Source organism: Fusibacter sp. JL298sf-3, from assembly GCF_053842995.1.
Genome location: NZ_CM132608.1, coordinates 1,982,199 through 2,001,263 on the forward strand (window position 1 = coordinate 1,982,199; position 19,065 = coordinate 2,001,263).

Below are 19,065 nucleotides of genomic sequence, written 5' to 3' on the forward strand. Positions count from 1 at the left end.
TCAAATTGTGAAAAGACTACAATGTTAACTTGAAGGGACGGTTCTTTTGTGCCGTTTAACGTCTTTCCGCTTGTACACAATCAGGTGAAAGGCGCACCATCACCCGGTCTTGCCTATGCATCACCTCTTTTCTCATCTGCACCTCACCTCGAGCACCGCCCCTATGCCCGTTCCCTTCATCACGTCGACAAGTGAGAAAGCACAAAAGAACAAATGGGCCGCCACGCGCCTTTCACCTGCATTCAAAAGTCCATCTATGTAAAATTTTAGTGGAATCGAGCACAAAAGAACCGTCCCCAAAAGAACTTGAACTTGAAAAAACCCGCGCCATAAGGCACGGGTTTTGAATAAGTGTATTAACTGCGGATTAGTAGTTACCTTGAGCGATCATCGCGTCAGCAACTTTTACGAAACCAGCGATGTTAGCACCGGCAACGAGGTTGTAACCGAATCCGAATTCTTGAGCTGCTTTAGCTGCATTGTCATGAATGTTTTTCATGATTTGTTGTAACTTAGCGTCAACTTCTTCTGCAGTCCAAGCTAATCTCATAGAGTTTTGGCTCATTTCAAGAGCAGATGTTGCAACACCGCCAGCGTTTGCCGCTTTAGCAGGACCAACGATTACGTTGTTGTCTAACAAGTACTCAAGTGCTTCGTTTGTACAAGGCATATTTGCCGCTTCACATACGAATTTAACATCGTTTGCAACGATTTGCTTCGCGTGCTCTAAGTGGATTTCATTTTGAGTAGCACATGGAATAATGATGTCTGCTTTTACATTCCAAGGTCTTTCGCCTGGGAAGTACTCAGCGCCAAATTTATCAGCGTATGGCTTAACGATATCTTGTCCGCTTGCTCTAAGCTCGAGTAAGAACTCGATTTTTTCGCCAGCGATACCCGCTTCGTCGTAAATGTATCCGTCTGGACCAGAAATTGTTACAACTTTACCGCCTAATTCTGTAACTTTAGTAGCTGTACCCCAAGTTACGTTACCGAAACCAGAGAGGGCAACAGTTTTGCCTTCGAAAGTTTCGCCATGTGTCTTAAGCATTTCTCTTGTAAAGTAAGTGACACCGAAACCAGTTGCTTCAGGACGGATTAAAGAACCACCGTAAACGAGGCCTTTACCAGTAAGAACACCGTTTTCGAATGCGCCACGGATTCTTCTGTATTGTCCGTAAAGGTAACCGATTTCTCTACCGCCAACACCGATATCGCCTGCTGGAACGTCCACGTCAGGACCGATGTGTCTATATAATTCAGTCATAAAGCTTTGGCAGAATCTCATAACTTCAGCTTCTGATTTACCAGCTGGGTTGAAGTCAGAACCACCTTTACCGCCGCCGATTGGAAGACCAGTTAAAGCGTTCTTGAAGATTTGCTCAAAACCTAAGAACTTGATGATGCCTAAATAAACTGACTTGTGGAATCTAAGACCACCTTTGTAAGGTCCGATAGCGCCGTTGAACTGTACTCTGAAACCTCTGTTAACATGTACATTACCTGCGTCGTCTACCCATGGTACTCTGAATACGATTTGTCTTTCCGGTTCAGTGATTCTACCGAGAATATTTGCTTTTACATACTCAGGACGCTTCTCTAATACAGGCTCTAAAGATTTAAATACTTCTTCTACAGCTTGTAAAAATTCTGTTTCTCCAGCGTTACGCTGTTTAACCTGTTCAAATACCTCTTCAATGTACTTCATTTCAAACATCTCCTTTAAAATGATCTTGTCGAAACCTCGTTCAGTTTGTTAGGGAATTTCCCATTTGTCTCGAAATTGTTAAAAAAATATTAATCCCTTCAACGCCTTAATTTTAACATAGAAGATATACAGTGTAAACCAAAATAAAGGGCTATTCTATAACTTTTTTGAAACAGTTCAACAGGACAAAATTGTCCCTATGGGACAATTTAAACCCCGTAAAATACCGAACATTTTCGCCTTAATAATGATTATCATTGTATTGTCGCCTTTTTTCCTTTTTTTTTAAAAAAACGTGTTGTCCGCCTGTACCTCTGTGGCTATAATAAAGGCAAGTTCACGAAAATAAATGGCGAGTTATTTTATAGGAGGTTTTAATATGTACGTAATTAAAGATACTTGTATTTCTTGTGGCGCATGTGAGCCAGAATGTCCAGTAAACGCTATCTCTGCTGGTGATAGCATCTACGTAATCAACTCAGAATGTATCGACTGTGGCGCTTGCGCGAACGTTTGCCCAGTTGACGCTCCACAACCAGAGTAATCTAAAAAAATGGCGGTAAAAAGGTCAGTGCCCAGAGCACTGACCTTTTTTTATACCTTCTTATCCAGTAGAGATGCGCCGCCTCAGCATTAGCTGAACACCACGCGCACCCACTTCTCCGACTTGTAACGGCGCTGAATTAAAAGCCACTTCACCACTTCCTCTGCAAAAGAAGCCCCCACGACAACTGGTACCGGAAGACGCAGTACAAAGCCACACACAAAAGTGAGCGGAATGCCCACAATCCACAACGTCGTCGCCTGTAAAATCGTCCCGTAAAGGGCATCGCCGCCCCCTCGGAGCACGCCGACAATCATCAGCATATTGAGCATTCTCAGCGGCAACATCAATGCAAAAATCGACAGGATGCCCTGAGACATCGACTTGACCTCCGGCGACACTTTAAAGAACATCGGTATGACGCCGGAAGAAGCGAACAGAATCGCCGCCAAGACGACGCCCACCTTCAGCGCGAGCTTGCGTATATGCGCCGACAGTTCCATGGCATGTTCACTCTTGCCCGCACCGACTTCGTTGCCCACGACCACCAGCGCGGCGTATGAAAGACCGAACGCCACCACCATAAAGAGGTTCATCACCGTGCTGCAAATCTGCATCGCCGCTGTCGCACGCGTTCCAAGGCGCGCATAGAGCCCGACATACGTCACCATGCCGATGCCCCAACACGCTTCGTTGAGCAAAATCGGGTAAGTGACTTTCTTTAAAGACGCCTTCATCGACGTCTCGAGTCCCTTGAAATCGCCGACGCCCAAGGCGAGCTCCGGCACGTGCTTGTAAATAAAGTAGATGAGCACGAAGCACTCGATGGTACGCGCCGTCAACGTGGCAATAGCCGCACCTTTGGCATGCATCGGCTCAAAGCCCATGTAACCGAAAATCAGCACCATGTTCAGCGTGCCGTTGATTATTAAGCCGAGCAAGCTGGCGTACATCGGCATTTTGGTGTTGTTAATGCTTCTAAGTGCCGATGCCAGTACAAAGGACACACTGGTAAACAAATACCCCATGAGCGTAATTCTCAGGTAGGAACTGCCCACGGCCACTATTGTGGGATCGTCGTTAAACAGGCCGATAATCTCTTCAGTAAACGTCAAGCCCACCACCATAAACACTGTGGACAAAAGCAGTGCTGAGATGAGCGAGCGCCCGAGCACCTTTTTAATAGAGCGCTGGTCCTTATTGCCCCAAAGCTGGGCGATTAAAACACCGCTGCCCCCGGCGACGCCGAAGATAAACAGCGTGTAAAGAAAATAAAATTGATTGGCAAGCCCCACGGCGGCAAGCTGCACTTCTCCGATTCGACCGATCATCATCGTGTCGAGGAGATTCAACGCCGTTGTAATAAGATTTTGAATAATGATGGGCAATGTCAATGCCAACAGATAGCGATTAAATTGTTTCTTTTCCATGGTACTCTCTCCCCTAACGCGTTAATTTTTCACAAAAAAAGAACACCCACCTTGAGTTTTTTTCAAGTGGATGTTCAACACTCCGCCGTAAAGGCGATTTGCATATTTTTTTAACTTTACTGATTATACGCAGTGGAGACCCCCTTGTCAAGCCCTCCACGCGTATTTATTTGTTGACTTCGTACTTTTCAGTATGGTATTGAACCAACTTACTGACGAATTTCAAAATCGCTTTCTCTTCGTTGATGCTGATGTCGCCGAGGACAAACGCCAACTCCTTGCTTTGCTCGCGGACGATTTTCTCATATACCACGCGCCCCGCCGACGTCAGTTCAAGGCATTGCCCCCTGCCGTCGGTCTCGTCCTGACGCTTGATGAGCAATTTAAGCATCATCAGGCGCTTGCATGTCGTGGTCACGAGATTTCGGTCCACTTCCAGCGAGTCGATGAGTTCGTTGAGTCGAATGGGTTCTTGTTCACCAATGCGCTTAATCATAAGCATTTCCATCAAACTGATTTTAAAGCCCAAGTCCCTTTTAAAAAAGCCCGACTTGTCTTGCATCAAAAGTTTTGTGTGGAATCGGTCTAAAATCCGGCCGATTTCATTTGTGTAATTCGCCATCGACTGTCCTTTCTAAAACGCCTTTTATTCTGCGCGCTTTACAATTACCGCTTCGCCCATACCGCCGCCGATACACAGCGTCGCCAAACCGTAAGTGCCCTCGCGCTTAACCAGTTCGTGAATCAATGTGACCAAAATTCGATTGCCCGACGCACCGATTGGGTGTCCGAGGGCAATTGCGCCGCCGTTGACATTGACTTTTTCTTGGTCGAGACCGAGCTCTTTTGATACGGCAAGCGCCTGTGCGGCAAACGCCTCATTGGCTTCAACGAGGTCGAGGTCCGAAACCGAAAGGCCCGATTTTTCAAGCGCCTTTCGACTTGCCGGTACGGGACCGATGCCCATAATCTTTGGATCGACACCTGCAGAAGCGTAGCCCACCACTGAGCATAGCGGCTTCAACCCGAGGGCGTCGGCCTTTTCCTTCGTCATCACGACGACACAAGAAGCGCCGTCGTTAATGCCGGACGCATTGCCCGCCGTTACCGTGCCGTCCTTCTTAAACGCCGGTCTCAATTTCGCCAGTTTTTCTTCTGTCGTCTCCTTGATGTACTCGTCTTTATCGAAAACAATAGGGTCCCCTTTTCTCTGAGGAATCGTCACCGGTACGATTTCGTCGTCAAATCGACCGGATTCACGCGCCTTAAACGCACGCGACTGAGACAGGTACGCCAATCCGTCCTGTGCCTCTCTTGTAATACCCCATTTTTCTGCAATGTTTTCAGCTGTTATCCCCATGTGATAGTTGTTGAAAGCTTCCCAAAGGCCGTCCATCACCATCACGTCGTACAGTTCGCCGTTCCCCATGCGCTGGCCCCATCTGCCGGATTTAATCAAATAAGGCGCCATGCTCATGTTCTCAGTACCACCTGCGACCACCACGTCGTTGTCGCCGGCGAGAATCGATTGAACCGCCATGGAAACTGTTTTAAGACCGGAACCGCAAATCATGTTCACCGTTGTACACGGCACCGATTCCGGGTAACCTGCGCCAACCCAGCACTGTCTCGCAATGCCTTGGCCGTAGCCGGCTTGTAGAACAGAACCGAAGAGCACTTCGTCAACCGCTTCAGGTGAAAGGCCGACTTTGTCCAGCGCACCTTTGATAACTGTGGTGCCTAAGTTTGCAGGGGTTACCCCTTTTAAACTGCCGCCAAAAGCACCGATGGCCGTACGAACAGCACTGACAATAACCACTTCTCTTTTCATGTTGTACCTCCCTAAGTTTAATGTGTTACAATCCCTAGAGAATATTTTATCAAAAAAACGAGACTAGGTCATGCCCAGTCCCGCATTTTCTTTATCTTTTTTTTAACATGCAAAGAGCGTAATTATGCAGTGGTTTTGATAGAATTATTCTTTTTCTTTTAAGAAATATGAAAGTGTTAACAGATTATCTATCAAATGGACATTTTCCACAACAATGTCTTCGCGTACTTTTAAGTCGATTGGCGCAAAATTCCAAATCGCCTTAATGTTCGTCTTTTGAATGCGGTCTGCCACATCTTGAGCGCCCGCACGGCTCGTACAGATGTAGACGATTTCAATGTTGTTTTCTTCAACATAGGTATTGAACTCGTCGATGTCGTAAACTTGAACACCGTTGATGTTAAGCCCAACCAATTTGGGGTTGATGTCGAACATCGCTTTTAAATGAAAGCCCAATCTGCTGAAACTCGAATAGTTGGCCAGTGCCTGTCCCATATTTCCCGCTCCGACAATGGCAACGTTGTATTCGCGTGTCAAACCTAGGATTTTCCCGATTTCCGTATAGAGGTCGTCGACGTTGTAGCCGTACCCCTGTTGTCCGAAACCGCCGAAGTTATTGAGGTCCTGACGAATTTGCGATGCTGTAAATCCTATTAATTTACTCAATTCCTTTGAAGATATACGTTTAATATCTTTGTCGAGGAGGTCTTTCAAATACCGATGGTATTTTGGCAATCTCCTAATAACTGCTACTGATATGTTTTTTTCTTTCATTACTCACCTCATCGTTCTTTAAGCCTTATTCGTATATTGTACCATTTTTTACTAAAGGTTGTCAAATAAATAACAATCTTTTTTCGCACCAATTATCGTCTTAGAGTTGATTATACCCAATAAATGCCCAACTAACAACCTTTTAACGCAACTTCAGCCCCCGTTGGTCACCGAGACCTCGTTATTTTTTTCTTTAAAATTTTCTTAATATTTTAGAAAAAAAGCGGCCTGTCTATTATACACACAAAAAAACAGCGCTCGAAAGCACTGTTTTTCAGCTATTCTTTCAATAGAACAGGAATCCAAATCTCGCAGAAGCACTCTGAGGCGCCGTAGTATTCAAAATCCGTTCCCGGCGCCATTTCATAGGTCGATCCCGGCAGAAATTCTTTAAAAATGCGTTCCCACATAGCGCCGATACACGCACCGTCGTCACCAACACACGGGAAAACCGCCCACAGCGCCTCTGGAACGCTCCAAACTCGGTACCCCTCCGGCACAGCGCCACCGGTGTATACTTTGCCGATGCCGTAATCGAAAAACTGACTGGCATGCTCCGTGGCACTGCAGAGGCCGTATACCCCGCCGTCTGAACTGAACGCCTCAAAAGTGCCGTCGTTTTGGCACGCCGTCCAAAAATCCGGTATGTCTCGATTGGATGCCTTTGACGTCTCTTCCTGATTAAACGCGCGTACTTTGCACAGCACGTCAAATGCAGCGCGCTTTTCTACTCTGTAATCCAACAGTTGTCCTCCTTCTAAAATCATTTTTAAGACGAGGCGGTTATAAGATTTGAGCGGTGCCCCAGTACGCTTGGCTTTAAGCGGCGTCATGCCGTGAAACCGCGCAAATGCCCTAGAAAAACTTTCAGGACACTCGTAGCCATAACGAAAGGCGACTTCTATAATAGAATCGTCGCTATGTGTCAGGTGTTCACCGGCCAAAGACAGACGCCTATTGCGCATGTAGACAGACGGCGTGGTTCCCGTGGTCAGCTTGAACATCCGGTGAAAATGATACGGCGATAGACATAGATGCGCCGCCACCTCTTCATAAGTAATCCCGTCCAACAGATGCGCTTCCATAAACGCCACCGATTTTTGCATATCCGCTATCAATGCCATAACGACCTCCTCTAGATTTAGTATAAGACAGTTTGTGAGCTACTTCTTGACATTTCCTGTCCTCTTTTGTCACGCGCTTTCATTCTACCAGTGTATCATGTATAATGAATCTGATAACTCTAGAAAAGGAAGTAGACCATGATTGCATTATCTTGTACGGGCATCTGCAAAACCTACGGCATCGACACCATCTTGGAAGATTTGTCTTTCACAGTGGGCGTCGGCGACAAAGTAGGGCTAATCGGCGTCAATGGCGCCGGTAAAACCACCTTGATTAAAATCCTGGCCGGTATCGAAACCAAAGACGCCGGCGAGATCTTTATATCCAAAGACATGACCACCGGATACTTAGAGCAAAACACGCAAATTGATTTGGGCATCAGTGCCTTCGACTATTGCGAAGCCATCTTCAGCGACGTTTTTGAAATCGAGCAAAAAATGCGCGAACTCGAAGTGCTGATGAGCGACACCACGCACCCCAATTACGAGGGGACGATGGCGTCATACGCACGGCTTCAAGAAGCCTTTGAAACCCTCAACGGCTACGCTGTGGGGAGTCAGATTCGCGGCGTGCTCAACGGCCTCGGCTTTGCCCCGGAAGAATACCACAAACCCATTAACGCCCTCAGCGGCGGGCAAAAATCACGTGTGGGCATCGCCAGACTGCTTTTAAAGCAACCGGATATCCTCTTTCTCGACGAACCGACCAACCACCTCGACATCGACGCAATTAAGTGGCTTGAGACCTACCTCAGAGAGTACAAAGGGACAATTATACTCATTTCCCACGACCGGTATTTTCTCGACCAGGTGATTACCCATGTGTACGAAATCGAAAATCATGAAATCACCACTTACAAAGGCCGATACTCAGACTTTGTGGTTCAAAAGGCCGTTGCACTTGAAGCGGCGCAAAGACAATACGAAATCGAGCAAAAAGAAATCAAAAAGCAAGAGGACTTAATTCGCAAATTTAAAGAACGCGGCACTGAAAAACTGGCAAAGCGGGCAAAATCACGTGAAAAGCGCCTTTCTCACATCGTGCCGTCCGAGCGCCCCAAAGTATTTAAGGCGCATTTCAGCCTAAACCTCGCCGCCGATATTCAAAGTGGCAAAGACATTTTAAAAGTGGAAAATCTGTCGAAGGCCTACGGCGCGCATCAAGTCTTTGAAAACCTGAGTTTCGACATCTTCCGCGGCGAGCGCATCGGCCTCATAGGCCCCAACGGCGTCGGCAAAACGACGTTGTTCAAAGCATTGCTCGGCCAAGTAGATGCCACGGGCACCATGACGTGGGGGCATCAAGTGGAGAAGGGCTATTACGACCAAGAACTTAAAAACCTCACACTTGAAAAAACCGTTCTCGAAGAAATTCACGATGAAAACCCGCATTTGACGCTGACTGAAGTGCGTTCGCTCTTAGGCGCCTTTCTGTTTTCAAACGACGACGTCGACAAGCATATCGGACAGCTTAGCGGCGGAGAAAGAAGCCGTGTTTCACTGCTCAAGCTCATGCTTTCAAGAAACAACACGCTGTTCCTCGACGAACCGACCAACCACCTCGACATCTACTCGAAGGAGTCGCTGGAAGACGCCCTGTGTGCATACGAGGGCACTTTAATTATGATTTCCCACGACCGCTACTTCTTGAACAAAATCGCCACCAAGATCTTTGAACTGACAGAAGACGGGCTCACCGTCTATTGGGGCAATTACGATTACGCTCAAGAAAAGAAGACAGAAGCGCTTTTGGACGCCTCGGACATGGCGCCGAAAGATACGCTCACCAAGACGCAAATCAAAGAAAACAAGCGCAAGGAAAAAGAGGCGAAGGCGGAAGTGAAGAGACTCAAAACCCGCCAGAGCACTATTGAGAGCTTACTGGAATCTAAAGAAAGTGCACTGTCTGAACTGGAAATGGCCCTATGTGAACCCGAGGTGTTTTCAAACCCGGAAAAATCGGTAGAGACGCAAAAATCCATCGAAGATTTAAAGGCTGAAATCGAAGCGCTATACGCAGAATTCGATGAATTATTAGAATTATTATGATTTCTTTAATCAAAAGGATATAGACAAATGTTATTTTTTCTTTATAATAAAAACTAAGTTATACGTTCAAGCGACTTTAGGAGGTTACCATGTTTGAAAAAATCAAGGCTCTCATCGTAGAGCAGTTAAGCGTCATAGATCCTGACGATATAAAAGCGGATACGTCTTTTGACAGCATGGATGTCGATTCCATCGATGCAGTAGAAATCATTATGGCCATTGAAGACGAATTTGAAATTGAGATTCCCGACGACGTAGCACAGGATTTTGCATCTATTAACGACATCGTGCATTACTTAAATGAAATTGGTATTGAAGAATAAGCACCACTTATCGCTTTCTCCACTTGGGGAAAGCGATTTTTAATTTAAACGATGCCATAGGCGCTGCTCCCGACAACATCCCCCATATAAAAACGGATAATTATGCACCGTAATTAAATATACAGAAGTTATCCACAGGTCCATACAGTATCCACATGATTAACGTCTATTATTCACATGATTCAACCCTTGTTTTTCGTGTTTTCTGAAAAGTTGTGCACATAGTCCACAATTTAATCCACAAAATATCCAAAACTTATCCTGAGTGAATATACACTTCCATTGATATATTTGCGCCTTCACAACCTCTTCTTTGTAAAACAGGCGGTGGAGATTGGCACTAAAAAACCCACCTTCATACAACAGGTATGAGGTGGGGACTTTTTACAGGGTTTCACCGATTTTGAGATTGGGCACAGCGTTAACATTTAAATCGCCGATATCGCCGTTTAAAAATCGGTAATAGCCGGCACAGCCGATCATCGCCGCATTATCGGTGCAAAGAGACAGCGGCGGGTAATAGAGGTGCACGCCTTTTAACTCAGAAAGCGCTTCGCGTAGGGCTGAATTGGCCGCTACACCGCCTGCGAGTACCAACGTATCGTACCCCAGCTGTTTCAGCGCCCGCTCTGTTTTCCCTTTCAACGCACCGACCACAGCCGCTTGAAAACTTGCACAAACGTCTTCCACACAGATGGTCTCGCCTTTCATTTTGGCGCTGTTGAGGTAATTGAGCACCGCCGACTTGAGACCGCTGAAACTGAAGTCGAGATGTGCTTCCCCCATCATGGCTTGTGGAAAATCAATGGCTGTCGCATCACCGCTCTGCGCGAGCTTGTCTACAACCGGGCCACCGGGGTAACCGAGCCCCAAGGTACGCGCCACCTTGTCAAACGCTTCGCCTGCGGCATCGTCACGCGTCCGCCCGACGATTTTAAAGGTCGTGTAATCCACCACCTCTACAAGGTGCGTGTGTCCGCCGGAAACAATCAGACAGAGAAACGGCGGCGCCAGTTCCGGGTGGGCAATATAATTTGCCGCAATATGCCCTTCGATATGGTTCACAGGCACCAAGGGCACTTCCAACGCATACGCCAGCGCCTTTGCACTGGAGAGCCCCACCAACAGCGCCCCGACGAGTCCGGGCCCATACGTCACGGCAATGTGGTCGATAGCGCTCATGGACACCTTTGCCCCTTCAAGCGCGGCGTCGACCACTGCCGAAATTTGGTCGAGATGGTTCCTCGACGCCACTTCCGGCACGACGCCACCAAATTTTTTGTGTATCTCTATCTGGGTGTACACCGTGTTTGAAAGCACTGTGCGCCCATTTTTGAGCACCGACGCTGCCGTTTCATCACAGGACGTCTCTATCGCCAGTGTCAATCTATCGTTTCCCATTTATAGCTCCTTCCACATAACCAGGGCGTCCTCACCACTGTCTATATAATACTTGGGCCGAACCCCCACGGATTTAAACCCGTACTTTTCGTAGAGTGCAATCGCCGCCGAATTGCCCACGCGGACTTCCAACGTCATGTGTGCGTACTTTTCGTCACGGGCAAAAGCCACCATGCCCTCCACGAGCACCGCGCCAAAGCCCCTGCGACGCGCCGAGGGCTTAACGGCGATATTGGTGATGTGGAGTTCGTCTAAAATGCACCAAAGCCCCCCATAGGCGACGATTTCACCGCCGCCTTCCACCACAAAATACCGCGCTTTCTCGTTGGTTTCAATTTCTTCGATAAAACTGTTCTTTGTCCACGGCGATGCAAAAGAGGCTTTCTCAATGGCATATACCGCTTCAACATCCGCTCCGGTCATTCTTCTAAACGCCGCCGACATTACTTTAAATCCCTCTCTGCTTGGGATTTTTTAAAATACTGCGCCTTGACAGTGCTGTACGTCGACGCCGTCAACGCAGCGTCCTTTAAGTGAACGGCGTTTAAAGCGCTGATGCGGTTGTCAACGCGACGCGCTACGTCACCGCCCAGCTGTTCGGCACAATCCGTGGCCACATCGCCGACCCAGAGCAAATCGGGTTTGTCCGCCGCTTTTTCCAACACGCGCTCAAGTGGTTCAGCCCCCTCTTCAATCGGCGTTACAACGCCACCGGAAACTTTGTAAAACCCGTAGTACACCTCGTCTCGATTGGCGGGCAGAAGCGCCGCAACAGTCCCCTCGTGACGGGAAAAATTCGCACATAGAAGCGCCAAACTCGTAAACGTATAGACCGGCTTCCCACTTACTTGGGCAAAGGCCTTAACCGTGCTGAGTCCAATGCGCACGCCGGTAAAAGACCCCGGTCCCGAACACACGTAAAAGGCGTCAAAATCCGTCGGCTTCAGAGACAGTTGCTTTAAAAAAGCGTCGATCATGGGCATCAGACGCTGTGAGTGCGTACGGTTGGCCAGAACCGTGAACTCGCCGAGCAGTTTTTCGTCCTCAAATGCCGCAACGCTGGCAATTTGAGAAGATGTATCCAATACAAATCCTAACATAATACAGCCCCTCTTTCATTCATGCCCTCTAAAGTCACCACGCGTCGGAACGCCTCGTCAAATGTCATGCGCAGCCATACCGCCGTTTTCGGAATGAGCGGTGCCACAAGTGACGCCCACTCCACGACGCAGATGCCGTCGCCGTAGAGAAAGTCGTCAAAGCCGATTTCATCCATTTCCTCCGGACTTCCGATTCTGTACACGTCGAAGTGGTGCAGTTCAACCGGAGCGCCGTGCAAAACCCCTTGGTAGCTGTTCATAATCGTAAACGTCGGGCTGGTGACATAGTCCTCAACCCCGAGCGCTTGTGCAAAAAATTGTGTAAAAGTCGTCTTTCCGGCGCCTAAATCGCCTTCTAGGCAGAGAACATCGCCTCTGCGCAAGCTCTGCGCCAGCGCTTTCGCCAACGCCTGCGTCTCCTCGAGACTTTCTATTGTAAACGTCTGTTTTGTCATCGCATTTCTCCTAATTCACTCTATCCCTTTATTTTACTAAGAAACAAAGAGGCGGTCAACTGTCTATAGCAGCCAAAGAAGCAATGCCCCTGCAAAGACCACAACCACATTGCTCAATAAATTCACCTTGTTGTTGGTCATAAACGTCCAGCCCTTTATTTTTTTGTTCGGCCGGTTGCCGGTGAAGCGTTTTTCCGTCACGCTGTTATCGGCATCGACGTACTCCGCCTGTACCCATTCCCCTAGAACACTGTCCACCAAAGCGCCCACAAAACCACCGACGGCGATAAAAGCCACCGACCAAAGCGGCGGCAGCCCCACGCTGAGCCCTTCAAAGACGACAAAAGCACAGGCGATAAAGAGGGCACCGGCAAAGGCGCTTGCGTGTCCCAGACGCGTCACACCACCGGAGAGCCCCGTAGGTACCGGCGTTCTCTTAATCAGATAAACGGGCTTTTGATAACTGAGTGCGCCGACTTCAGAGGCCCAGGTGTCCGATGCGGACACGGCAAATGACAACACGGCGAGCACTTTGTACGCGTAGTCGCCGCTCTGGGCATACAGCAGCGCCATAGCCAGCGCCACGCCGCCGTTGCAGACCACCTGTGTGTAGTCGCGACAATCGCCTTTCTCCCCTTCCACCTTGCGTATAAGGCGTCCCTTTTGCAGGTGTTCGGAAATCTTAGAAATAACACTCGACGACAAAAAGAACGCCACGAGACTCATATAGATGGTAAACGCACCAAATCCATACAACAGCGTTCCAATAAGAATGGCGCTCACAGCGCCATTTAATGTCAGGGAGCGTTTCATATAAGCCGGTACACTCACGGCAGCGCTCCACAAAAAACCGTATAAAAATTGCATGTTGCACTCCTAAATCATTAAATAGGCCAAAACACTGATGCCAATAGGCACCGTCAAATTGTCAAATCCCAAAGGTGTAATCGCTTCGAGGCAGGCGGCCACCAGCCCGAGCACCAGAACTTCGTACACTTTCAGCCCCATGCTGAAATACAAATTGAACGCCGCGATGACGGCAACTGCCGCCACGAAAGCGGTCGTCGAGCCGACCACGGACTTTTCCTCGCGGATAAACGTCCATTTTTTAGTGCCGTACTTTTTGCCCACAACGGCGGCGAGTCCATCGGCATACCCCATGACCAAAATCCCCATGCCACCGATCTCCGGTTTTTCAATGCCAAAAGACCAAATGGCGAGGACAAACAGCGAAATGGCGTAATACACCGTCCCGAGATTTTTCAGGTCGTCATCGCGCTCCATGCTCTTAATGTAGCCCCCTCTAAACGAGAGGTAGTTGACGACAATAAATAGTGCTGGCACGACTGCCGCCTCAAAGGGCTTATCGAAGTAGTACATCGCGATAAACCACCAGTGTGCCGATAAAATGTGAATACTCTTTCTCGCGTTTTCCCCCGTCAACCAGCCCAACTTTTCAAAGAGGCTGACAACGACAATAATAGAACCCACAAACAATACTGAAACGATAATGCCCATAGCTTCCCCCTACCATTCTATTTTAACGCTTTTTAAACCCAATAGACTACAAAAAGTATAACAAAAATGCAACATAATTCATATAGCAAATTTATTAAATCTATACTCAGAATTTTCCGTCATTTGCCGATAACGCCTATAAGTACGAATGCGTACGCTACTGTAAGGAGACATATGCGCTATTTCATACACATGGAGGTGATCTTATGAAAATAGCATCTTACGACGTCACTCAACAAAGCGCGTCGATTTTGGCGCGCCATGAAGAGACGACGACAACCATTCGGTTTGAAAAAATCGAACGCCCGCCAATTGTGCTGGACATCCAATCCCAGAGCGAGGTGACGGAGCCCATCCTTTCCGAAGAAGACGAAGCCACCTTAAAACTCCTCGAACGGCTTATTGAAGCCCTCACTGGCAAGCGCTTCAAGTTCAACCAAGTGTTCCGGCAACCGGAGCACCTGAAAACAGGCGGTAGACAAGCCCCTCGAGCATCGTTCAAACTGCATGTCAAACGCTCGAGAGAAGTGCATGAAACCGAGACACTAGTGCCCTGTATCGTTCACAATTAAAAAAACTGCTCATCTACTCTGCATCATTGCGGCGTTAAAATCTCTCGACAATGTCCCGCATTGTCGTCGATATTTTGCCTTGCACTGATACAGATTATCTGGCATTTTTAATTAAATCTCAACGAGACAGTGCACTAGACTACCGGTCTAAGGGACAAGTGGTCACCGAAGACGGCAGAACCGTCGACTTTGAACTCAACCTTTACAACAGCAGAAGCTATTACGAAAAATCCGAAATCAGCGCAGAGGTATCGGGCACGTTCCACGATCCGCTGGTGATTAATTTAGACGGAGAAGGCATCGATTTCGGCGACAAGACGCTGCGCATCGACCTCGATTTAGACGGCCAAGTAGACGCCGTCAAATGGCTCAAAAACGGCAGTGGGTTTTTGGCACTTGATAAAAACGCCAACGGCACTGTAGACGACGGCAGCGAGCTCTTTGGCCCTGAAAGCGGCAACGGCTTCGGCGAACTCAACGCATACGACGGCGATGCCAACGGGGTCATCGATGAAAACGACGCCGTCTTCAACCGCCTTAAAGTCTGGACGCCGAGGGCAACGCCACACTTATCGGCCTCAAAGAAGCCGGTGTCGGCGCCATCTTCTTAAGTTACACACAGGGACAGTACCACTTTAAAAACGGCGACGACGCCTACGCCCGCATTAAAGCGACGGGAACTTATCTAAAAGAAACCGGTCAGGCGATGGCCATCCACGAAATCGATTACAAAATTTAACCGGGAAGGGGCAACCCTTCCTTTTTATGTGCATGAGTCCCGTGTTTTCGGGTAGAAAAGCTATACCAACAGATTAAGGAGCGCTTATGAAACAGCTGAATACCAAAATCATATTTTATTTTTCTGTTCTCAGTCTCTGTGTTGCCATTGCTATCGGCTTTTTTATTCTCTCCTATTTTAGACTCACCATCGTCGAAGAAGCGGAGTCTGTGCTCAAACGCACCTCTGAAGACGCCTCTCAGATTCTCAGCGCCCGAAATGAGGTACAGTTCGTCTTTATGGAGGGCATTGCACAGTCGGAGCTCTGGCTTTCGGATACTGTGTCCATGGACGAACAACTCGCGCATTTAACCGAACAGCTCAGCCCACTTGAACACTTTTTAAGGGTCGGCATCGCCGATACTGAGGGCCGTTTGTATATGCACGAAAGAGACGGCATCGGTGTACGTAAAATCGATATTTCAGAGCGGACGTACTACAGCCAGACTATGAACGGAAAACGCGGCTTAATGAACCCCTCCAGAACCATAAACCCCGAGTTTGCAGGGCAAATTGTCGTGGTCTATGCCGTGCCTATCAAAAGAGATGGCGAAGTCGTCGGCGCCATTGTGGCGTCCAGTTACAGCCAAACGCTTTCAGATTTAATTGCCGATATGGGCTATGGCCAAAACGGTTACGCCTTTCTCCTAGACAAACGTGGCACCGTCGTCGCACACCCCGATAGAAGCCTCGTTCAACAACAGTACAACATCTTTTCCGATACCGGCGCTTCGCTGACAAGTTTTACGGACAGCGCTCAGCGCGCTTTAAACAGCGGCAGTAGCGGTACAGTGGATTTCACTTATGGGGAAGACGCCTACTACGCTGGGTACGCCCGTGTACCCGAATCGGACTGGACCGTTTTTATCGTCGCCGATAAAGGGGAAGTCCTCCACCTCATGCAGCCGCTGCAAAGGACGTTCTTTATCTACACGGGGATTATTTTAGCCCTCAATCTCCTCATACACAGGCGTCTAAAAGATGAAATCCGAAAAGAAGCACACATACTGGAAATGCTCGCCAACTACGACAGCCTTACCGGCGCACTGAACAGACACGCCGGCATCGAGTTCCTCGACCAGTGGATGCACGGCCCTTGTGAATCGCTCACCGTGGTCTTTATCGATATCGACAACCTCAAGCGCGTCAACGACAGGCAAGGTCATCAGGCAGGAGATGCCCTTATCATCGACATCGTCAATGCCATCGTCCGCCACATCCGATCCGGCGACAAATGTGTGCGCATCGGCGGAGACGAGTTCTTCCTCGTCCTACCCAACTGCGACGTCGACAACGCCGAGAAAATTATGTGCACCATCACGGACGATTTGCCGGACTCGGCACACATCAGTTACGGCATCGCCGCTTACAACGCCGATGTACACCACAGTCCGAAAGAACTCCTCGATGTGGCAGACGCCAGAATGTACGCGCAAAAACAACTTAGAAAAAACACCCGCTAAACCACCATCTCCGCGTCGCTACAGGCGCGGTCCTCAACCGGTGGTTTTTTTTACGTCTCTAAAGCAACGGGGCGTGTTCTACAGTTGACACCGTGCGCTTTTATTTCTAAAATCATAATAACGACAGCTGACATCCCCGTCGTATAAAAGGAGGCACTCATGGCACCTAAAAAAATCCTAATCGTCGACGACGATCTCGATATCAACCGCACCCTAGCCGACTACTTAACTCTAGAAGGCTTCTTAACCACCTCGGCTTATTCCGGTACAGAGGCGCTTAAAGCCTTGGAAAAAACACCGGACATCATACTCCTCGACATCGCCATGCCCGAAATGGACGGCTATGCATTTATACGCCGCGCTCGGGCTCATATCACCTGCCCCATTCTCTTTATCACCGCCAACACCTTTGAAGAAGACCACATTCGATGTCTGACCCTCGGCGGAGACGATTTAATTACCAAACCCTTTAGCCTTCCGGCACTTACCGCCAAAATAAAAGCGCACCTAAGGCGCTCAGACCGCGAAGCCCATTCCAGGCGACAACAGGTGACCTTTTCAGGCGAACTCGCCATCGACTACATCGGAAGAGTCGTTACCGTCTCTGAAAAAGCGATTAAACTCACACGCGTCGAATACGAAATCGTGGAATTTCTCTCACGCCACCCCGCGCAAGTATTCACTCGGGAGATGATTTACGAAAACCTCTGGGGGCTCGACGCCCTTGGTGACAGCAGCATTGTCACCGAACACATCCGCCGCATTCGACAAAAACTAGGTGCGGCCGAGCCCATAGAAACGGTTTGGGGGGTGGGGTACAAATGGATTGGATAGACAGCCGGTGGTTACAACTCAAAAAGTTATTTCTAACAGGAGATTTAAAGCGGTCTTTAACCGCCTATTTTCTCTCGATGCTCGTCATGGTCTACACCTTCCACTTCATCGCCGATCGGGTGCTCTCTCACTGGATTGACATCATGGTGCACAACGCCACTCACCCTTATATTCAATATGTTTCGCCATGGCTCAATCGCCTGCTGTGGCTTCGGACTTACGACGTGTTCTTTTGGATTCTTCTAGGCACCGTCGGGGCCACTAGGATGTTCTACCGACATCGAATCCGTGCGCCACTGGACCACATCGCCGTACAAGTGGCACATCTGAAACGCAACGACTTGACGTTTGGCAGTGCCTCTACCGGCTGTGACGAACTGTCTGCCGTCTGTACACAGTTGGATAGCGTGCGTCGAACGCTATCGGATACTTATTCGGGATTTTGGCGACAAATCCAAGCGCAGAGGCAAGTTCACAAAGCGCTTGCCCACGAGGTTCGTACGCCTATTACAGTAATCCAAACGCAGACGGAGCTGCTCGCCCTCAAACACCGGCGCGGCGTTTTAACCGATGACGCACTGGACGCCTTTGTCCGGCAGTTGTTGCATCAAACCCGTAAACTTGAAAAACTCACTGAAAAAATAACGGCGACAACGGCGCTGAAAGACGGTTTCGCACAAAAGAAAGCCCTGACGGCAAAGGCCCTTCAAGCCCTCATTGAAAACGAACTTCATACTGTAAAAAGCACCGCTACCTATCAGTTACCTGACGTCGTGTACCACCTAGACGCCCATACGGTACTCACCGTGCTCCAAAACCTCCTCAGCAATGCGACGCGCTACGCCAAGACACGTGTCCACATCGATGTCTCCCTTGACGAAAAAAGCGGTTTGTTGGCATTTGTGGTTAAAGACGACGGCGAAGGGTTCTCCGATAAAGCCCTGCTCGACGCCTGTTCGCCCTATTTCTCCGAGTCAGACGGCCATTTCGGCCTCGGCCTCTTCCTCTGTCGCACCCTCTGCGAACAACACGGCGGTCGCCTGACTTTGTACAACCACTTTGAAGGCGGTGCTATGGTGCAAGCACAATTTTACGTCCTTTAACCCCTTGTAGAGAATTTGTAGAGATTTGTCGTGTATACTGATGCCATTAAACCAAAGG

At 48.7% G+C, this 19,065-nt stretch carries 20 protein-coding genes; 8 read left to right on the forward strand and 12 right to left on the reverse strand.

Going from position 1 to position 19,065, the window contains the following annotated elements:
• Positions 1–367: 367 nt before the first annotated feature.
• Positions 368–1,708: an NADP-specific glutamate dehydrogenase gene (gene gdhA, locus ACR6HW_RS09460; protein ID WP_455727484.1), complete on the reverse strand. Its 1,341-nt coding sequence runs from the start codon at positions 1,706–1,708 to the stop codon at positions 368–370.
• 379 nt (positions 1,709–2,087) lie between these two features.
• On the opposite strand from gdhA, the gene ACR6HW_RS09465 reads away from it, so the two are divergent.
• A complete protein-coding gene (locus tag ACR6HW_RS09465) occupies positions 2,088–2,252 on the forward strand; it encodes a DUF362 domain-containing protein (protein ID WP_455727485.1) in 165 nt (54 codons plus the stop codon).
• Between the two features lie 89 nt (positions 2,253–2,341).
• Here ACR6HW_RS09465 and ACR6HW_RS09470 read toward each other — a convergent pair whose 3' ends face one another.
• The 5 genes from ACR6HW_RS09470 to ACR6HW_RS09490 all read right to left on the reverse strand — a co-directional run bounded on the left by ACR6HW_RS09470 (position 2,342) and on the right by ACR6HW_RS09490 (position 7,411).
• Entirely contained in the window at positions 2,342–3,682 is a 1,341-nt protein-coding gene (locus ACR6HW_RS09470; protein ID WP_455727486.1) for an MATE family efflux transporter, read from the reverse strand.
• A gap of 166 nt (positions 3,683–3,848) precedes the next feature.
• Positions 3,849–4,304, reverse strand: coding sequence for a MarR family winged helix-turn-helix transcriptional regulator (locus ACR6HW_RS09475; RefSeq protein WP_455727487.1), 456 nt, complete (start codon positions 4,302–4,304; stop codon positions 3,849–3,851).
• Between the two features lie 24 nt (positions 4,305–4,328).
• Positions 4,329–5,513, reverse strand: a complete 1,185-nt coding sequence (locus tag ACR6HW_RS09480) for an acetyl-CoA C-acetyltransferase (protein ID WP_455727488.1) — start codon at positions 5,511–5,513, stop codon at positions 4,329–4,331.
• A gap of 144 nt (positions 5,514–5,657) precedes the next feature.
• On the reverse strand, positions 5,658–6,287 hold the full coding sequence (locus ACR6HW_RS09485) for a redox-sensing transcriptional repressor Rex (RefSeq protein WP_455727489.1): 630 nt from the start codon (positions 6,285–6,287) through the stop codon (positions 5,658–5,660).
• Positions 6,288–6,565: 278 nt separating this feature from the next.
• A complete protein-coding gene (locus ACR6HW_RS09490; protein WP_455727490.1) occupies positions 6,566–7,411 on the reverse strand; it encodes an AraC family transcriptional regulator in 846 nt (281 codons plus the stop codon).
• Positions 7,412–7,549: 138 nt separating this feature from the next.
• On the opposite strand from ACR6HW_RS09490, the gene ACR6HW_RS09495 reads away from it, so the two are divergent.
• Entirely contained in the window at positions 7,550–9,460 is a 1,911-nt protein-coding gene (locus ACR6HW_RS09495; protein WP_455727491.1) for an ABC-F family ATP-binding cassette domain-containing protein, read from the forward strand.
• 89 nt (positions 9,461–9,549) lie between these two features.
• Complete coding sequence (locus tag ACR6HW_RS09500; RefSeq protein WP_455727492.1) at positions 9,550–9,783, forward strand: acyl carrier protein; 234 nt, start codon at positions 9,550–9,552, stop codon at positions 9,781–9,783.
• 384 nt (positions 9,784–10,167) lie between these two features.
• Here ACR6HW_RS09500 and tsaD read toward each other — a convergent pair whose 3' ends face one another.
• From tsaD to ACR6HW_RS09530, 6 genes are all read right to left on the reverse strand, one after another.
• Complete coding sequence (gene tsaD, locus ACR6HW_RS09505) at positions 10,168–11,184, reverse strand: tRNA (adenosine(37)-N6)-threonylcarbamoyltransferase complex transferase subunit TsaD (RefSeq protein WP_455727493.1); 1,017 nt, start codon at positions 11,182–11,184, stop codon at positions 10,168–10,170.
• Positions 11,185–11,607 carry a ribosomal protein S18-alanine N-acetyltransferase gene (gene rimI, locus ACR6HW_RS09510; protein WP_455727494.1) on the reverse strand — a complete coding sequence of 141 codons (423 nt, stop codon included), beginning with the start codon at positions 11,605–11,607 and terminating at the stop codon, positions 11,185–11,187.
• Positions 11,608–11,627: 20 nt separating this feature from the next.
• Positions 11,628–12,284 (reverse strand): tRNA (adenosine(37)-N6)-threonylcarbamoyltransferase complex dimerization subunit type 1 TsaB, encoded by a 657-nt coding sequence (gene tsaB / locus ACR6HW_RS09515; protein WP_455727495.1) that lies wholly within the window; start codon positions 12,282–12,284, stop codon positions 11,628–11,630.
• The gene (tsaE, locus tag ACR6HW_RS09520; RefSeq protein WP_455727496.1) at positions 12,278–12,739 is read right to left on the reverse strand and encodes a tRNA (adenosine(37)-N6)-threonylcarbamoyltransferase complex ATPase subunit type 1 TsaE; all 462 of its coding nucleotides are present in this window, start codon (positions 12,737–12,739) and stop codon (positions 12,278–12,280) included. Before tsaE ends, tsaB begins: the two co-directional genes overlap by 7 nt.
• 63 nt (positions 12,740–12,802) lie before the next feature.
• Positions 12,803–13,606 (reverse strand): DUF92 domain-containing protein, encoded by an 804-nt coding sequence (locus ACR6HW_RS09525; protein WP_455727497.1) that lies wholly within the window; start codon positions 13,604–13,606, stop codon positions 12,803–12,805.
• A gap of 9 nt (positions 13,607–13,615) precedes the next feature.
• Entirely contained in the window at positions 13,616–14,257 is a 642-nt protein-coding gene (locus ACR6HW_RS09530; RefSeq protein ID WP_455727498.1) for a diacylglycerol/polyprenol kinase family protein, read from the reverse strand.
• Positions 14,258–14,463: 206 nt separating this feature from the next.
• On the opposite strand from ACR6HW_RS09530, the gene ACR6HW_RS09535 reads away from it, so the two are divergent.
• The 5 genes from ACR6HW_RS09535 to ACR6HW_RS09555 all read left to right on the forward strand — a co-directional run bounded on the left by ACR6HW_RS09535 (position 14,464) and on the right by ACR6HW_RS09555 (position 19,007).
• Positions 14,464–14,829, forward strand: a complete 366-nt coding sequence (locus ACR6HW_RS09535; RefSeq protein WP_455727499.1) for a hypothetical protein — start codon at positions 14,464–14,466, stop codon at positions 14,827–14,829.
• A 50-nt stretch (positions 14,830–14,879) separates the two neighbouring features.
• A complete protein-coding gene (locus tag ACR6HW_RS09540; protein ID WP_455727500.1) occupies positions 14,880–15,440 on the forward strand; it encodes a hypothetical protein in 561 nt (186 codons plus the stop codon).
• A 214-nt stretch (positions 15,441–15,654) separates the two neighbouring features.
• Positions 15,655–17,070, forward strand: a complete 1,416-nt coding sequence (locus ACR6HW_RS09545; protein WP_455727501.1) for a sensor domain-containing diguanylate cyclase — start codon at positions 15,655–15,657, stop codon at positions 17,068–17,070.
• A gap of 159 nt (positions 17,071–17,229) precedes the next feature.
• Entirely contained in the window at positions 17,230–17,904 is a 675-nt protein-coding gene (locus ACR6HW_RS09550; protein WP_455727502.1) for a response regulator transcription factor, read from the forward strand.
• Positions 17,892–19,007 (forward strand): sensor histidine kinase, encoded by a 1,116-nt coding sequence (locus ACR6HW_RS09555; RefSeq protein WP_455727503.1) that lies wholly within the window; start codon positions 17,892–17,894, stop codon positions 19,005–19,007. Before ACR6HW_RS09550 ends, ACR6HW_RS09555 begins: the two co-directional genes overlap by 13 nt.
• Positions 19,008–19,065 lie beyond the last annotated feature (58 nt).